The 15,456-nt window shown below is 39.1% G+C and carries 12 protein-coding genes and 7 tRNA genes; 18 read left to right on the top strand and 1 reads right to left on the bottom strand.

All coding sequences use genetic code 11. From position 1 onward, the window contains the following. Nucleotides 1-159 precede the first annotated feature (159 nt). The 11 genes from AOG27_RS01820 (at nt 160) to AOG27_RS01870 (ending at nt 4,829) form a co-directional block, all read left to right on the top strand. Nucleotides 160-235 (top strand) — tRNA-Phe (locus tag AOG27_RS01820). Nucleotides 236-305: 70 nt separating this feature from the next. Further along, a tRNA-Thr gene (locus tag AOG27_RS01825) sits at nt 306-381 on the top strand. Between the two features lie 105 nt (nt 382-486). Beyond that, nucleotides 487-562: transfer RNA gene (locus AOG27_RS01830), tRNA-Phe, on the top strand. 57 nt (nt 563-619) lie between these two features. Further along, nucleotides 620-695, top strand: a tRNA-Thr gene (locus AOG27_RS01835). Between the two features lie 8 nt (nt 696-703). Then, a tRNA-Phe gene (locus tag AOG27_RS01840) sits at nt 704-779 on the top strand. A 49-nt stretch (nt 780-828) separates the two neighbouring features. Continuing rightward, a tRNA-Thr gene (locus AOG27_RS01845) sits at nt 829-904 on the top strand. 115 nt (nt 905-1,019) lie between these two features. Continuing rightward, a tRNA-Phe gene (locus AOG27_RS01850) sits at nt 1,020-1,095 on the top strand. A 283-nt stretch (nt 1,096-1,378) separates the two neighbouring features. Further along, on the top strand, nt 1,379-2,167 hold the full coding sequence (locus tag AOG27_RS01855) for a hypothetical protein (protein ID WP_152967104.1): 789 nt from the start codon (nt 1,379-1,381) through the stop codon (nt 2,165-2,167). Between the two features lie 325 nt (nt 2,168-2,492). Beyond that, nucleotides 2,493-3,047: a hypothetical protein gene (locus tag AOG27_RS01860; protein WP_054551303.1), complete on the top strand. Its 555-nt coding sequence runs from the start codon at nt 2,493-2,495 to the stop codon at nt 3,045-3,047. A gap of 73 nt (nt 3,048-3,120) precedes the next feature. Further along, the gene (locus tag AOG27_RS01865; RefSeq protein WP_054551304.1) at nt 3,121-3,327 is read left to right on the top strand and encodes a hypothetical protein; all 207 of its coding nucleotides are present in this window, start codon (nt 3,121-3,123) and stop codon (nt 3,325-3,327) included. A 617-nt stretch (nt 3,328-3,944) separates the two neighbouring features. Next, a complete protein-coding gene (locus tag AOG27_RS01870) occupies nt 3,945-4,829 on the top strand; it encodes a phage integrase N-terminal domain-containing protein (RefSeq protein ID WP_054551305.1) in 885 nt (294 codons plus the stop codon). A gap of 18 nt (nt 4,830-4,847) precedes the next feature. On the opposite strand, the gene AOG27_RS01875 is transcribed toward AOG27_RS01870, so the two are convergent. After that, nucleotides 4,848-6,080, bottom strand: coding sequence for a hypothetical protein (locus AOG27_RS01875; protein ID WP_054551306.1), 1,233 nt, complete (start codon nt 6,078-6,080; stop codon nt 4,848-4,850). Between the two features lie 111 nt (nt 6,081-6,191). On the opposite strand from AOG27_RS01875, the gene AOG27_RS01880 reads away from it, so the two are divergent. The 7 genes from AOG27_RS01880 (at nt 6,192) to AOG27_RS01915 (ending at nt 15,453) form a co-directional block, all read left to right on the top strand. Next, entirely contained in the window at nt 6,192-6,386 is a 195-nt protein-coding gene (locus AOG27_RS01880; RefSeq protein WP_054551307.1) for a hypothetical protein, read from the top strand. Nucleotides 6,387-6,640: 254 nt separating this feature from the next. After that, nucleotides 6,641-6,871, top strand: coding sequence for a DUF4224 domain-containing protein (locus AOG27_RS01885; protein ID WP_054551308.1), 231 nt, complete (start codon nt 6,641-6,643; stop codon nt 6,869-6,871). 4 nt (nt 6,872-6,875) lie between these two features. Further along, complete coding sequence (locus tag AOG27_RS01890) at nt 6,876-7,964, top strand: tyrosine-type recombinase/integrase (RefSeq protein WP_054551309.1); 1,089 nt, start codon at nt 6,876-6,878, stop codon at nt 7,962-7,964. Nucleotides 7,965-8,683: 719 nt separating this feature from the next. Further along, nucleotides 8,684-10,090, top strand: a complete 1,407-nt coding sequence (locus AOG27_RS01900) for a TolC family protein (protein WP_054551311.1) — start codon at nt 8,684-8,686, stop codon at nt 10,088-10,090. Between the two features lie 2 nt (nt 10,091-10,092). Then, nucleotides 10,093-11,391: an efflux RND transporter periplasmic adaptor subunit gene (locus AOG27_RS01905; protein ID WP_054551312.1), complete on the top strand. Its 1,299-nt coding sequence runs from the start codon at nt 10,093-10,095 to the stop codon at nt 11,389-11,391. Next, nucleotides 11,391-14,471: an efflux RND transporter permease subunit gene (locus AOG27_RS01910; protein ID WP_054551313.1), complete on the top strand. Its 3,081-nt coding sequence runs from the start codon at nt 11,391-11,393 to the stop codon at nt 14,469-14,471. Before AOG27_RS01905 ends, AOG27_RS01910 begins: the two co-directional genes overlap by 1 nt. A gap of 535 nt (nt 14,472-15,006) precedes the next feature. Beyond that, complete coding sequence (locus AOG27_RS01915; protein WP_054551314.1) at nt 15,007-15,453, top strand: hypothetical protein; 447 nt, start codon at nt 15,007-15,009, stop codon at nt 15,451-15,453. Nucleotides 15,454-15,456 lie beyond the last annotated feature (3 nt).

The raw sequence follows: 15,456 nt of genomic DNA on the forward strand, positions 1-15,456 counted from the left end.
CTCTTTTATGATGAGAGTCAATTTAAAAGCATAAAAGTTGTTGGTTAAATAAGCTAAAAACTATTGAAAACAGCAATCTTGATTGAAAACTGTGCAAACAGTTAGAATCCTCAAAAAAAAGTTGACTTGAGAAGGCAAAACCCGTTTAATACGCCGCACGCCCAGATAGCTCAGTCGGTAGAGCAGAGGATTGAAAATCCTCGTGTCGGTGGTTCGATTCCGCCTCTGGGCACCATTATTTAGTATATTGGTGTTTAACTTATGATTTAAACATCAATATCGTGCTAAGCACACAGATTTAGTGTGCCGACTTAGCTCAGTTGGTAGAGCAACTGACTTGTAATCAGTAGGTCATCCGTTCAACTCGGATAGTCGGCACCATTTATTTTTAAACGAAAGTTTAAAATGCCCAGATAGCTCACTCGGTAGAGCCATCGGGAATTGCATTGAAAATCCTTGTTGATTTTCTGCATAAAGCTAAATTTTGCCCAGATAGCTCAGTCGGTAGAGCAGAGGATTGAAAATCCTCGTGTCGGTGGTTCGATTCCGCCTCTGGGCACCATTATTTGATAATCTCTTTTAAAGTGATTATAGTGCACAACGCACACGATTTTAGTGTGCCGACTTAGCTCAGTTGGTAGAGCAACTGACTTGTAATCAGTAGGTCATCCGTTCAACTCGGATAGTCGGCACCATTTATTTTGCCCAGATAGCTCAGTCGGTAGAGCAGAGGATTGAAAATCCTCGTGTCGGTGGTTCGATTCCGCCTCTGGGCACCATTATTTATAATCACAACGTGATTAAGTGCATAGCACACAAATTCAGTGTGCCGACTTAGCTCAGTTGGTAGAGCAACTGACTTGTAATCAGTAGGTCATCCGTTCAACTCGGATAGTCGGCACCATTTATTTAAACATCAAGCATCTAGCTTTTTGTTATGCCCAGATAGCTCAGTCGATAGAGCCATCGGGAGTTGCATTGAAAATCCTTGTTGATATTCTGCATAAAACTAAGTTTTTGCCCAGATAGCTCAGTCGGTAGAGCAGAGGATTGAAAATCCTCGTGTCGGTGGTTCGATTCCGCCTCTGGGCACCATTTTTCCTAGCCTCCCGCTGAAATCTAAAATATCGTTTCCTACTAAAACATACTTTCCCTACAAAAATACCTGTATTCGTCGTAACTGACGGAGGCGATTTTGCGAACGCCAGAAAGCAAAAAACCGCGATAAAGAAACTCAGATTAAGTTTGGCGACTTAAGTTTCTAACGCGGCTTTCATAAACAACTCAAAATGTTTATATGGCTATATTAGCTGTAGGGTAATCCTGTGTCTAGTGGTAAGCCAAAAAATTGCTGACTAACGTTCCAGTCGAATTTCAATTGACTAGAAAATTAAAAAATAATTTTTCATCAAGCCTAAATACGGTAAGTGAGCATTGCGGCAAAAAGAAACAAGTGTTCTTTGCTTTAGAAGTCCTTGCAGCTACAAAATCAGATACTCAAACATTAATTTTGGGGCATATTGCATATCACCATGCTAAGCATGGTAAATTTAACTCATCAGCGTCAGCAATCGCTAAACATTTAAGTTATTCTATAAATGCAGTCAAAAATGGTCTTAAAAAGCTTCTAGAGCCACTAAAAGACGAAAAAGAGCCTTTGCTAATTGAGTCTGCTAATCCTTCGAGCTATAGCCGCACATTGCATTTAAATGTAAAACACCCTTTAGGCTATCGTTTATTGCAAAGCTACACGCAGATGCTTAATAAACAACAGTCGAGCAACACACTACGCTTATACTCAGTTCAGCTTCATTTATTTGATTCTAAAAGTCGCTATGACTCTCGACATCAACATAAAATGCTCATGCTCCAAGCTTTGATAACCAGTAAAATTAAAGCTGGTAAAATTGTCACAAGAAATAAACGCGATACATACCAGCAAAGCATTTCACAGCTTGCAAGTAAGTTAGGTTGGGCATATATGACTGTTAAATCGCTAATTGAAACTATGCTAGAAGTTGGCCTGCTTTCTGCGGTGAAAGAAAAGCTTAAGCATGTATGTAAATTTGTGTTTAGGTTTAAGCTGCCGGTTAAAGTTAAATCTAAGAATACACATAGTATTCAACTCCCGATTTCAGCCCCAATAGAGCGTTATAGAAACAAGTAAATAAACTATTAACTTAATTATATGATTACCGTTTAGGTAAGGCTTACCAGTGCCTGCTAAAGCCTAGTTATAGACCCCTTCTATCACAATTTTAAAAAAAGTAATGTTTATCTGCCTATAGCGGCATACAAACAGTAAATTTATTTTTTGATAACTCGTTAAAACCCTTATTTTCCTATAAAATCGGCCATCTAATTAAATTAATGATAGCTCTTTAGGCAATAATTTTATTTAGTGTTTAACCAATTGAAGTTAGTGCTAACTGAGGGGTAATCAGTGATGGCTTTAAATAATAAATTAATAAAAAAATAAATAGGATTTGAATTTGGGCAGTTACATAGGAAAGTATCGACGTCTTAGAGAACAAGTTGCTAGCACAGTAGTTGAAATTTTTATTGATGCGTACCCTGAACTAAATGGACACCTAAAAATCACAGATATAAATGACAGGGCTTTGCAATATTTAAATCACACATGGAAACCTCATCCTGATCTCTGTCGCAGAGTCGGTACCCCTGATGAGTGGTTAAATGTTGTGAGAAGTTATCGAACAAGTTACTCCTCTAGAATTGAAGCTGCAATTTGGTATGATGATGAACTCTGCGCGCTTCTGCTTGGCAAACCTTCAAAGAAAAAGTTGATACTCAAGATTAATTTTTTAGAAGGTAATTATGAAGGGGAATTAAAGGGGTTGCGTCTTCGGATTGCAGCGCTATATGCCGAGTCCTTTGCGTTCTCATTAGGCATAGAGTGGGTTGGTGTGCAATCTCCATATCCTGGCGCTGTAGAATTATATAAAGAAGAGGGTTATACAGAAAAGGATCCCTACGATCATTCAAATGATGCGTTGTGTAAAAGGTTGGATTTCGATGAGCAGTAAAGTAATTTTGAAAAAAAAAGAAATTTATTGTAGTATTATTTATAGCCAAAATGCAGATGCATAAGGAGTTAACATGAAATTCCAATTAGTAAGGCAAAAAAGAGCTCCAAAACGGGTACAAAAGGTTGAAACTGATATAAGTTTAGACTTTGATCTGAATTTAGCCTTTAAGCGTTTAGACGCACTTACCAAATCTTCAAAAGTTAAAAGTCGTATATCTAGACCCATAAACACTAGGGCAGAAATGATTGAAAATGGTGGGATGACCATTAAATCATAATCTAAAAAATTTAGAAAAACGCTAGCATTTGCTAGCGTTTTTTTTGCCCACCGCGTCACTCCTGCGAAGCAATAGGGGAGTGACGCGGTGGGCAAACCCAGCCGTACCAACAGGCATGTTACTTTTGTTGAAGTTATGGGCGGGTTATGCCATTATCTAATTACTTACTTAACGAGGCCATCGGTCATCGTATCTTTAAAACAAAGCTTTCAGCTTTGTCATTTCGAAAAGCTACCAACGTGATGTAGCTATAAGCCAAAAAGTTAACTTTTCTTAATCAATAGCTAGTGCTTTATTGCATTAGCTTGATTTAATTTTGTGTATACGAAATTCATGAAAAAATACTTATATGGCGCTTAAAAAGGAGACTTGTTATCACTTAACTAACCAGTGCTAAGCACACTTGATTTGCGTTTTATTTTGTACACCCAATAGGGAAACATTTAAGGCGAGGCTATTTAGGCCATTTTGAACTTTGTGCCTCTATTCGTATTTATACGAAAATTGTACGCTCCAACGTGCAATTGGCATTTAAAACTTACCTTTTGGATAAATAGGTTCAATTAGTTAGTTAAGTGCATAACAGGTTATTTTAAATCATCACTTATTGGTGGCTTATGAGTAACTTAAAGTACCAACTACAAGGCTTAATGCTAAGAAATCAAGATGGTAGCTACAGCACACAGGCTGGGCGAAAAAAGGCGTTAGTGCAACTTGCTGCACAGCTTAAAGAAGGTGGGTTTCGATTAAAATCGGTTCATTCATTAAAGCCAAAACACGTAAATTATCTGATAGAGCGCTGGCAAGCTGAAAAGCTTTCGCCAGGAACAATTAAAAACCGCGTTGGGCACATTAGATGGTGGGCTGAAAAAGTCGGAAAATCATCGATGCTGCCAAAATCAAATAACAGTGCAAACCAAGCAATATCACTTAACTTAGAAAAGCGCAGTTACATTCCAACTGATTCAAAAGCCAAAGAGCTAGACTTAGCCAAGCTCGAAAAAATTACAGATCACTACGTGCAGTTATCACTAAAGCTTCAGTTAGAGTTTGGGCTTCGTAGAGAAGAAGCTATTAAGTTTAAGCCTAATTTTGCCATACGTGGTGAACAACTCGTTTTAAAATCATCTTGGACTAAAGGTGGTCGTACTAGGACTTTACCAATAAGAACCGACTCTCAGCGTGCCTTATTAAATGAAATACAGCAAACTGTAGGTGGCGGTGCATTGATCAGGCCTGATAAAAACTACAAGCAGCAATTAAAAAGCTACGAATGGCAAACAAGCCGTGTTGGTCTAGATAAAAATCATGGATTACGTCACAAGTATGCCCAAAAACGCTACTTGGAACTAACAGCTAGAAAAGCCCCAATTAGCGGTGGTCTAAAAAGCAAAGAATTAACAGTAGAACAGAAAGTTATTGATAAAGAAGCTAGATTGCAAATATCAAGCGAGCTAGGGCATAGCCGCGAACAGATCACGGTAATTTACTTGGGTAGGTAAGAGTATAGGATATCTAGCTCACCTAGGCTTGAACATTTTTATTTCGCTTTTTGGAATAATTGTGATTTTTTTAATTTGAGGATCCCAGAGGAAGACATAGGTAGAATTGGCTAGTACAAACTTGCTATTTCTATTTCCTTTAAATTTACTATCATAAATTAATTCATACTCACTATTTAAATTATCACTCTCTATTTTTTTGATTTTTTTATCAATGGAGTAGTTCATGTGTAGTGCAAATGTTATTAAAGAATATATTACTATAAATATAGTTATTTTGTTTTCTATATACTTCCAAATTGGCAATGAAGGTATTGTGTTTATAGAGATGAAGAATATTAAAATGCTGAATGCTACAGAGTGAACTTCCCCTGTGAAATATGAATGTAAAACGAGCTTAGATGTTAAAAGAATAACTATTATAGCTGGTAAAATATCTTTTTTTGTGGTGCTTTTTGTCTCAAACTCTTCATCATAAAAATGTTGCTCAACACCTCGGTTAAGCCCATATAAGAAGGATATTATAGCGATAAAAGTCGCTATCAAGGAAGCTGAAATCACATCCACACTACTAGCTAAATAGTCAGAAATATTGAAGAAGTTGCTGACGGAAATATTGAAATGATTAAATAAGTAGTAGTTATAAACAAAGCCACTCAAAATAAATAGAGAAGAGAATAATGAAAATAAAAATGTGATGTTCGCGGATGTAATCTTTATAGGAGGGAAGCTTTTTAGTTTTTCACCTTCAAGTTTTTTCTTAGTTAAAACTTTTATATCGTTTTTTAATAACTTAAGCTCTTTCTTTATTGATGATACCTTGGTTTTAAATGTTTCATTATTAAGGCTTGAAGCATCATTTTTCCACTCTTTTGCCTTCTCTATAGCCTCTATAGCTTCTAGCCTTTCAATATCTTTTTTACTAGAGAATGAATAAAAGTAGGCTTCAATTAAAAAATAATCAGAAATAGTACTTTGAATCCAAGTGTCGTTTTTAAGTACATCATAAAGCTCATTCACTTCGTTATCGAAATCTGGAGCGGGATCCTCAAAAGTGAGTTTACATAATTTGAAATTTGCGACTAATGCAATTTTTCTATTATCAGCTAATTTTTTATCAGGGAAAAGTGATAATGCACTTATATAAGCTTTTAATAGAATCGCTTTCTGATAGGAAAGCATACATTTTCGAATATGCTTTAAGGCAAGTGTGTAAAAAAACATCATCAATTTAAATAAAAGATTTTTCATTGACTAGCGAACTTCCTTGGTGTGTAACTTTTTAAAAGTAGTATTGATGAGTTCAAATTTTGCGTTGAACCTGACTATACTAAAAGTTTAACTTTTGAACAAAGGCTACTTATGAAATATTACTATTTTTCAAAATTGGAAGCTTATATTTGCTATATATCAATTCTTGAAATAACTAATGACAGCGAAATGGAAGCATTTATGGACTCTAGCCTTGAATTTGGCATTGGACTCAGTAAAGAAAGTGCTCTTGAAGATCTAAACTTCAACCTTGCTGGAATTGGTACTATAAAACTTCATAGTTAACTCCCGCCTAATAATGTTTGCTATTTAAAAAATGGCAAACTATATTAAAAAAGCTGAAAAATGATGGAAATTGTTAGAAATCAGCAAATATTTAGTGAGGCCTTAGGTCATCATGCTTTAAGTCGCCACGCATTAGCTGCGTGAGCAAATCAAGAGTTAATCATTACCAAACAGATAATTTCCGTTTGGAATTATAGTTTTTTTGATTTTTCGGTTGCTAAAAGTGACTGGAAACTTAATAGTGTGAGAAACCTATGAGCTTATTCCTTTCCAAAGAAGAAATTGTTGAACTTACTGGTAGAAAACAACGCCAGAAGCAAGTTGAGCAACTTACCGCAATGCGTATTACCTTTACCTTAGATGCTTTTGGCTGGCCAAAAGTGTTACGTAAATCTATTGAAGCTGAACTAGGCGCAAGCCCAAACCAGCGAAATTCTAATAATAGTTCTATCTTTAAATACACTGAGTTGAATTTAGAGGATTAGAACTATGGGTAGAAAGCGTTCACCTGAAAATCAAAATCTGCCCAGAGGAATGATCTATAACAAAAAAGCTGACACTTATTATTTAAGAGCGGCTGGGCAAAAAGATATTCGACTAGGTAAAACCATACATGAAGCCTTTAGAAATTATTATGCTTACGCAGAAATAAACTATGAATGCCGCACAATGTTTGACTTGATAAATAGGTATATGAAAGAAGTTTCACCGACTAAAGCTAAAGATACACACAAAAGCAACATTGCAGCAGCTAAGAACCTTATTAAACGCTTTGGCTCAATGAACCCTACTATGGTTAGGGCACGTCATGCCTATCAGTACTTAGATTTGAGAGCTAGAGAGGGCGCACCTGTTAGAGGAAATCGTGAATTTGCCTTACTCAGCACTGTAATGACCCACGCTGTAAGGTGGGGAATAATTGATTGTACTCCTTTTAATGGAATAATCAGAAATCCTGAGAGGCCTAGAGATAGACTCGTTTTAGATGAAGAAATAGATGTCTTTTTTAAATATTGTCCACGCTGGCTTCAGCTATACATCGAGCTTAAGCTTGCAACAGGTTTAAGGCAAACGGATATGATCAGCCTAAGCAGCAAAGATTGGTGTGAAAAAGAAGGGTTGAAAGTGCAAACGTCAAAAACCAAAGTAAGGATTCAATACAATTATTGTGATTATTTAGCTAACTTGGTTTCTGAATTAAAAGAAATAAATGGTTACCGCAACGTAGCAAAGAGGCGTATGCCAATACTTCATTGGTACTTCTTTGCATCCCATGCTAATTCTAAGCGAGATAAACCGTTAACTGCATCAGGAATCAGAACTGCATGGAATAAAGCGATGACAAAGGCGTTAGCAAGTGGTGAATTAAAACCAGAGCAACGATTTCAAGAACGAGATCTTAGGGCTAAAGCTGCAAGTGATTGTGAAAGTATTGCTCAAGCGTCTGAATTGCTAGGTCACTCTAATCTTGGAACAACTAAAAGGGTGTACAGAAGAGGGTATGCTAAAGTTGAAGCTTTAAAGCCTGATGCAGAGAAAGGTATTGATATTAAACAAAGGATTGAAAAAGAGCGTTAAAAAAGGCATCATCAATAGGTTGAATTTGTTTAGTTAGTTTAAAATCTATAAGTACATAAAAACATTATATTTTTAACTAAACAACAAAGAATTTATTAACTAGACGAAAATTATAGGAAAATTTTTGTAATTAAGTTTAGTAAAAACAATATTTTAGGTGTTATATTGCGTGGGTTGAAAATCCTCGTGTCGGTGGTTCGATTCCGCCTCTGGGCACCATTAATTTAAAGCCTCGCAATCGCGAGGCTTTTTTGTTTTACCCCCTCCAAATCACGATTTTACTTCCCGTAGGCGTGAAATTTAAAGAGCTTTCAGCCGTCAGCTATCAGATTTTAAATACATAAGTTAGCGAGTTAGCAAGGGGAAAGAGTAAAGTTAGATTGTGCCCGCACATTACTATGGCTAAACCCGGTGCCGTAGGCGTGAAATTTATTTCACGCGAATAAGAATAATAAGTACTTGTATAAAAGAAAAACTACATGGAAGATTTTCGATAGCTGATAGCTGATAGCTGATAGCTGATAGCTGATAGCTGATAGCTGATAGCTGATAGCTGATAGCTGATAGCTGATAGCTGATAGTTTGTAGCTTACCTCCATTTTCCTACCATTCATCGTCGTCAAATGTCAGGCAGTGTAATGTTATGTAAAGTCAGTTGAGCAAAACTTAGCGTGGTGCTTGAATTACACTCATAAATAGATGTTTTTCAGGTTTTTAGAATGAATTGGCAATATAAGCCGAGTTTATTGGCTTTAAGTGTAATTTTGCTAAGTGCATGTGCGAGCCAGCCGACTCACAATGAACGAGTTGCTGAGCTTGAGACAGTACCAAGTGCATGGCAGCAACTCCCTTCTAGCGACAAAGCGCTTGCTGTTGAAGATAACTGGTTGCAGCAATTACACGACCCTCAAGTTTTTACTTTAGTTGAGCAAGCATTAGCCCATAACCAAGCGATTTTACAAGCGGGCTATGATGTCGCGATTAAAGAGCAGCAGCTTATTGCCGCTGGGGCTGATTTATGGCCAAGCCTTGATTTATCAACACGTGCGAGCCGTAGTAAAGATAACCGCCCTGTTAGTTATAACAACGCCAGCTCAGCATCATTAGAATTAAGCTACGAAGTTGATTTATGGGGTAAATTATCAGCCTCAGAACGACAAGCAAATCTTGAATACCTAGCTGAAAAAGCCACATTTGCACAAAGCAAACAACAATTAGTCGCTGATGTGGTAGCGGGTTGGTTTGATGTTATTACGAATCACAAATTACTTGAACTATACAAGCAGCGTGAGCAAAACGCTGAGAAAAATTTAGATATTATTGAGTCGGGTTATCGCCAAGGTTTAAATGAAGCGCTTGATGTTTACCTTGCTCGTAATGAGCTAAACACTGAGCGCTCGAATATAGCGGCGCAGCAAGCAACGTTAACTAAATCGATTCGCGATTTAGAGCGTTTAACAGGCCAATACCCAACTGGCGCGTTAAGCGTTAGCGCAGATTTACCACTACTCGATAGTGCCATTCCGCTTGGTTTACCTTCAGAGCTTATTACTCGCAAACCTGAGTTAATGGCAAGCTGGTATCAATTACTTAGCACCGACGCTGGGCTTGCTTATGCGCATAAACAGCGTTTTCCGAGCTTGAATCTTTCTGCATCAATCAGTGATGGCACAGATAGAGTGAGCGACTTATTTTCGCCTTCAAGCTTAGCGTGGTCGCTGATTGGTAGTATTTCGATGCCGCTTTTTGAAGGTGGCCGCTTAAAAGCCAATGAAGAACAAGCAAGGTTAAACGTTAAGCGCCAAGAGCAGGCTTATCTTGCCACACTTTATGATGCCTTTAACGATGTTGAAACAGCCATCAGCCAAGAGCAAGCGCTTAAAGTACGCTACGAAAAAACCTTAGAAGCGCAAGAAAATGCCATTACCGCAGAGGCATTAGCGTTTGAACAATATCAAAGTGGTTTAGTTACCTACACCACGGTACTCGATGCACAAGACCGTTCGTTCAATGCGCAAAGTTCGGTAATCGAACTTAAAAACCAATTAATTATCAACAGAATCAACTTACATATTGCCCTTGGTGGTGATTTTAGTGAAGCAAACAGCGAAGTAGCAGAGCAATAATCATGAATAGCAAGACACGTAAAATTTTAATTCCATTGGTAGTGATCGTTGTGACGGTACTGCTTGTCATGTTTATTAAAGGCAACCCGCCTCAAGCAAACCGCTTTTCTTCACCGCCAAAAGCAAAAGTGAATGTGGCTGTTAAAACCCTAACACCAGAAACCTATCAGGTGATGATTGATAGTTTTGGCACCGTAAAGCCACGTACGCAAAGTATGCTAGTCGCGCAGGCTTCAGGGCAAATTATCGAAATTAGTGAGCAATTTCGTGAAGGTGGCTTTTTCGAAAAAGGCGATGTGTTGTTGCAATTAGATGATAGGGATCACCGCGCCGAAGTAAAATCAGCACAAGCAGCTTTATTAACCGCTGAGCAAAGCCTACTTGAAGAGCAAGCTCGTGGTCGTCAAGCAATTACCGATTGGGAGCGCTTAGGAAAGGGTGAACAAGCAAGTAGTCTGGTACTGCGTAAGCCACAACTTGCAGCTGCCGAAGCAAGTGTATTGTCTGCCCAAGCGACGCTTGAAAAAGCGAAACTTGATTTAGAGCGTACAAAAATCACTGCTCCATACGCGGGGCGAGTTTTAAGCCGCAGCGTAGACTTAGGTCAGGTGGTGAGTAATAACATGGAACTTGCCAGTATTTATGCCATTGACCGTGTTGAAATTCGCTTACCAATCAAAAATAAAGATCTGCCGTTCATTAACTTACCAGAACAATTTCGTGATGGTGCTAAAAATAGTGCCGGTTCACTCGTTAAATTTAGCTCAGATCTTGTTGGTAAACAGCAATGGCAAGGTCAAGTTATTCGCACCGAAGGTGCCATTGATGAAAGCGCGCAGCAGCTTTATGTGGTTGCACAAATTAATGACCCTTACAAAGCCACTTCAGCTAATCAATACCCAATTAAAATTGGTCAGTACATCAAAGCGCAAATTACCGGCAAGGCGATTGAAAATGCCATTGTGATCCCAAACAGTGCTATTTATCAAGGCACCTATGTTTATGTTGAAGAGCAAGGTGTGTTGCGTCGCAAAAACATCTCACTGGCTTGGCAAAACGCGACTCAAGCTATGGTTGCCGAAGGCTTATCAGCAGGAGATCACTTAGTGATTACGCCGCTTGGTCAAGTTAGCTCAGGTACCCAAGTGACGGTAATGGGAAGCGAAGCGTATCAAGCTACACGTGGTAAAGCACAGCGTCCAAGCCGTGAAGAGCTTGAAAAGCAAGCAAAAGAGCAAGGTATTACCGTTGAAAAATTAATTGAACAACGCCGCGCTGCTCGTAAGCAAGGAGCGCAATAATGATAGCTTGGTTTACAAAGAATCATGTTGCAGCAAACTTATTGCTGATCAGCATTTTATTAGCGGGGCTATTTAGCGTATCGACGCAAATACCACTTGAAGTGTTCCCGTCATTTGAAGCAGACCGCATTAGTGTTAGCGTGACCCTACGTGGCTCAACACCTGAAGATGTTGAAAAAGGTGTCGCTATCCGTATTGAAGAAGCGGTGCAAGATCTCGAAGGCGTAAAGCGCATAACTAGCCGCTCATCAGAAGGCTCTGCCTCGGTATCAATTGAAGTCGATACTGGCTATGACCCACGGGAGCTATTAGCCGATATTAAAAGCCGGGTTGATGCCATTAATACTTTTCCGGTTGATGCCGAAAAACCGGTTGTAGCACTCGCGCAGCGCACTCGTGAAGTAATAGCGGTTACTGTGTCGAGTGAATACGGCGAAAAAGAAACTTTAGAATATGCCGAACATGTACGTGATGACTTATTACGCTTGCCAGAAATCACTCAGGTAGAGCTAAGTGGGGTGCGAGATTACGAAATTGCCATTGAAGTAAGCCAAGATACATTACGCCAATATGATTTACGCTTATCGGACATTTCTTCAGCAATTAGTAATTCAAGTACCGATGTTTCTGCAGGTAACTTAAAAACCGAAGGGGGAGATGTACTCATTCGTTCAAAAGGCCAAGCCTATCGTAAAGATGAGTTTGCCCAAGTTGTGGTGAAGTACCAAGCTGATGGTACCATTATTCGCCTAGGTGATATTGCCCGTATTACCGATGACTTCGAAGAAACCCCAGTCCGTACTCGCTTCAATGGTAAGCAAGCGGCATTTATTGATGTGTATCGTATTGGTCCGCAAAGTGCGATTGAAGTTGCAGATGCGGTAAAAAATTACATTACCGAGCATCAAAGTCAGCTGCCTGAAGGGTTTGAGTTAAGCTTTTGGGATGACGACTCTGAAATCGTGAAAAGCCGTATTGCGACGCTAACAACCAATGCTATTCAGGGTGGCATTTTAGTTCTTGCATTACTAACCTTGTTCTTGCGTCCTGCCATTGCGTTTTGGGTGTTTATTGGTATCCCTGTGTCATTCATGGGCGCGTTTTTAGCGATGCCAATTTTTGGTATTACGCTTAATGTAATGAGTTTATTTGGTTTTATTTTGGTACTTGGTATTGTTGTTGATGATGCCATTGTGACCGGTGAAAATGTCTACACCCACCTAAAAACAGCCGAAAGTGGTGAGCAAGCTGCTATTCGTGGTACGCAAGAAGTTGCGACACCCGTTACCTTTGGTGTACTTACAACGGTTGCAGCATTTTTACCATTAGCCTTTATCGAAGGTAACCGTGGTGCCTTATTTGCGCAAATTCCTGTTGTCGTTATTCCGGTATTACTGTTCTCTTTAATTGAGTCTAAATTTGTTCTGCCGGCTCACTTAAAGTACTTAAAACTGCGCAGCGAAAAAAGTAATCCGTCAAAACTGCAGCAGTTTCAGCAGCGTTTTGCCGATGGCTTTGAACACGCCATTATGAAGTACTATCAGCCGCTACTAAATGTTGCGCTAAAGAATAAATTAGCAACGGTCAGCTTGTTCGTAGGTATTTTCTTTATCATTTTGACCCTGATCACCAGCGGTTGGACGAAGTTTATATTCTTCCCGCGTATTCCAAGTGAAACCGTTCGCGCAGAGCTAACATTCCCTGCTGGAACACCGTTTGAAGTGACCAACAAATACATCATCGATATGTCAGATAAGGCCAAAGAGCTACAAGACAAGTATCGTGATGAAGATGGCCAAAGCGTGATTTTAAATATTTTGGCAACCACAGGTGGCCGTGGTGGTTCATCAAATACAGGTAGTGTGCGCTTTGAAATCACACCAGCCGAAAAACGTGAATCAGATATTGGCTCTCGAGAGCTTGCCAGTGAATGGCGTGACCTTATTGGTATTATACCGGGCGCAGAGAGTGTAACTTTCCGTGCTGAATTTGGTCGAAGTTCAGACCCCATTGATGTGCAGCTAAGTGGCAGCTCAATCGATACCCTTGAAGCTGTAGCAGAAAAGGTAAAAGAGCGTTTAGCAACTTACCCAACTGTGTACGAAATTGCTGATAGCATGTCAGATGGTAAAGACGAGCTGCAAATTGAGCTAACAGAGCAAGGTTTAGCACTTGGTTTAAACCGTGTTGATGTATCGCAACAAGTGCGTAATTCGTTCTTTGGTGCGCAAGTTCAACGTATTCAACGTGGCCGCGATGATGTGCGTGTAATGGTGCGTTTACCAATTGAAGAGCGCCGCTCAGTTGCTGATTTAACTGATATTTTAATTAAAACCCCAACGGGTGGCACAGTGCCATTGTCGCATGTGGCGACCTTAGTACCGGGGCAAAGTCCATCGTCTATTTATCGTATTGATCGCTATCGTACGTTGAATGTGACAGCCGATGTTGAAAAATCAAATACCAATATGACGGTACTGCAAGCAGACTTAAAAACCTACTTAGATGAGCTAATGGTGCAATACCCAGGTGTTGATTACTCGCTCGAAGGTGAAGCTAAAGAGCAGCGTGAATCATTTGGTTCACTCGCTTGGGGCCTGGTGTTTGTATTCTTTATTATTTATGCGTTATTAGCGATACCATTTAAATCATATATGCAGCCATTAATTGTGATGAGTGTTATTCCGTTTGGTATGATAGGTGCGGTAATGGGCCACTGGGTAATGGGCATGGAGTTAACCATTATGAGCCTACTTGGCATGCTAGCCTTGATAGGCGTTGTAGTGAATGACTCATTGGTACTGGTTGACTTTATTAATAAGAAGCGTGAAGAGGGCGGTGATTTACTGGAAACCGTTAAGCTTGCAGGGGCGGCACGCTTTCGCCCAGTAATGCTAACCAGTTTAACCACTTTTATTGGTTTAATGCCGTTGTTATTTGAAAAAGCAACGCAAGCACAATTCCTTATTCCAATGGCGGTAAGCCTTGGCTTTGGGATTATCTTCGCAACGCTAATCACCTTACTATTAGTGCCAGTTAATTACCTATTAATGGAGCGCTTTCAGGGATTTTTTAAGTAGGGGGCGATAGGTTGAAAACATGTGTGTTGGGTAGAGTGAAGTGAAACCCAACGCACAAGAGCAATCAGCTTTCAGATAAAAAGCTTTAAGTCGATCGTGCGGGTCTTTGAATTTAGATGTAGGCGTGAAATTTATTTCGCGCGGTATTTCTTAAATAACGGGTAAGTCGTAGGTCGGGCTTAAGCCCGTCAATGTTTGCGATTATGTGTCGCCATAAATGACGACCTACAGTGCTTGACTCATTAGCTCGTAGGTTGGTTAGAGCAGAGCGAAACCCAACGTTTGAAGCCGTCAGCTATCAGAGAAAAACATACAAGTTAGCGAGTTAGCAAGGGGAAAGAGTAAAGTTAGATTGTGCCCGCACATTGCTATGGCTAAACCCGGTACTGTAGGCGTGAAATTTATTTCGCGCGGTATTTCTTAAATAACGGGTAAGTCGTAGGTCGGGCTTTAGCCCGTCAATTAAACGATTATGTGTCGCTATAAATGACGACATCTATATTATAGATATTAAATTGAGGCTAAGGCTGAAGTTGTGACTTTAGAGTTTAATAAAAAGTTGAATCTAAAAAATATTCAAAACCACTTAATCTTATTACTTCTTGGTTTGGTAGGGTTTTCGATTGCCATTTTAATGCCTTCAAAAGAGGCATTAGAAGTAAAACGGATTATAGTAATTGTTAGTTTTCCTTTGACGAGTTTATTTTTTGTTGTTTATTTGTTCAGGTTTTTAAGTTGGCCTAATACAATAGTCGTTCAAGAGTCATCACTTAAAATAGATAACAACATAATATCATTAGAAAATGTAAGTGATCTATATGTATCTAAATGCGGAGATTTTTTTAGCCTTTACATTGTAGATAAAAAAAGTAAAAAGGATTTTAAAGAAACTTATGTTACTGAGGCAGGTATAGAAGCTTTACGCCAATGTGAAAAGTTTGAGGAAGTCGCGGATAATGTTTTCTTGTTGAAAATAACTTAATAA

The sequence above is a fragment of the Pseudoalteromonas lipolytica genome (assembly GCF_001306915.1).
GTDB classification, from domain to species: Bacteria; Pseudomonadota; Gammaproteobacteria; order Enterobacterales; family Alteromonadaceae; genus Pseudoalteromonas; species Pseudoalteromonas simplex.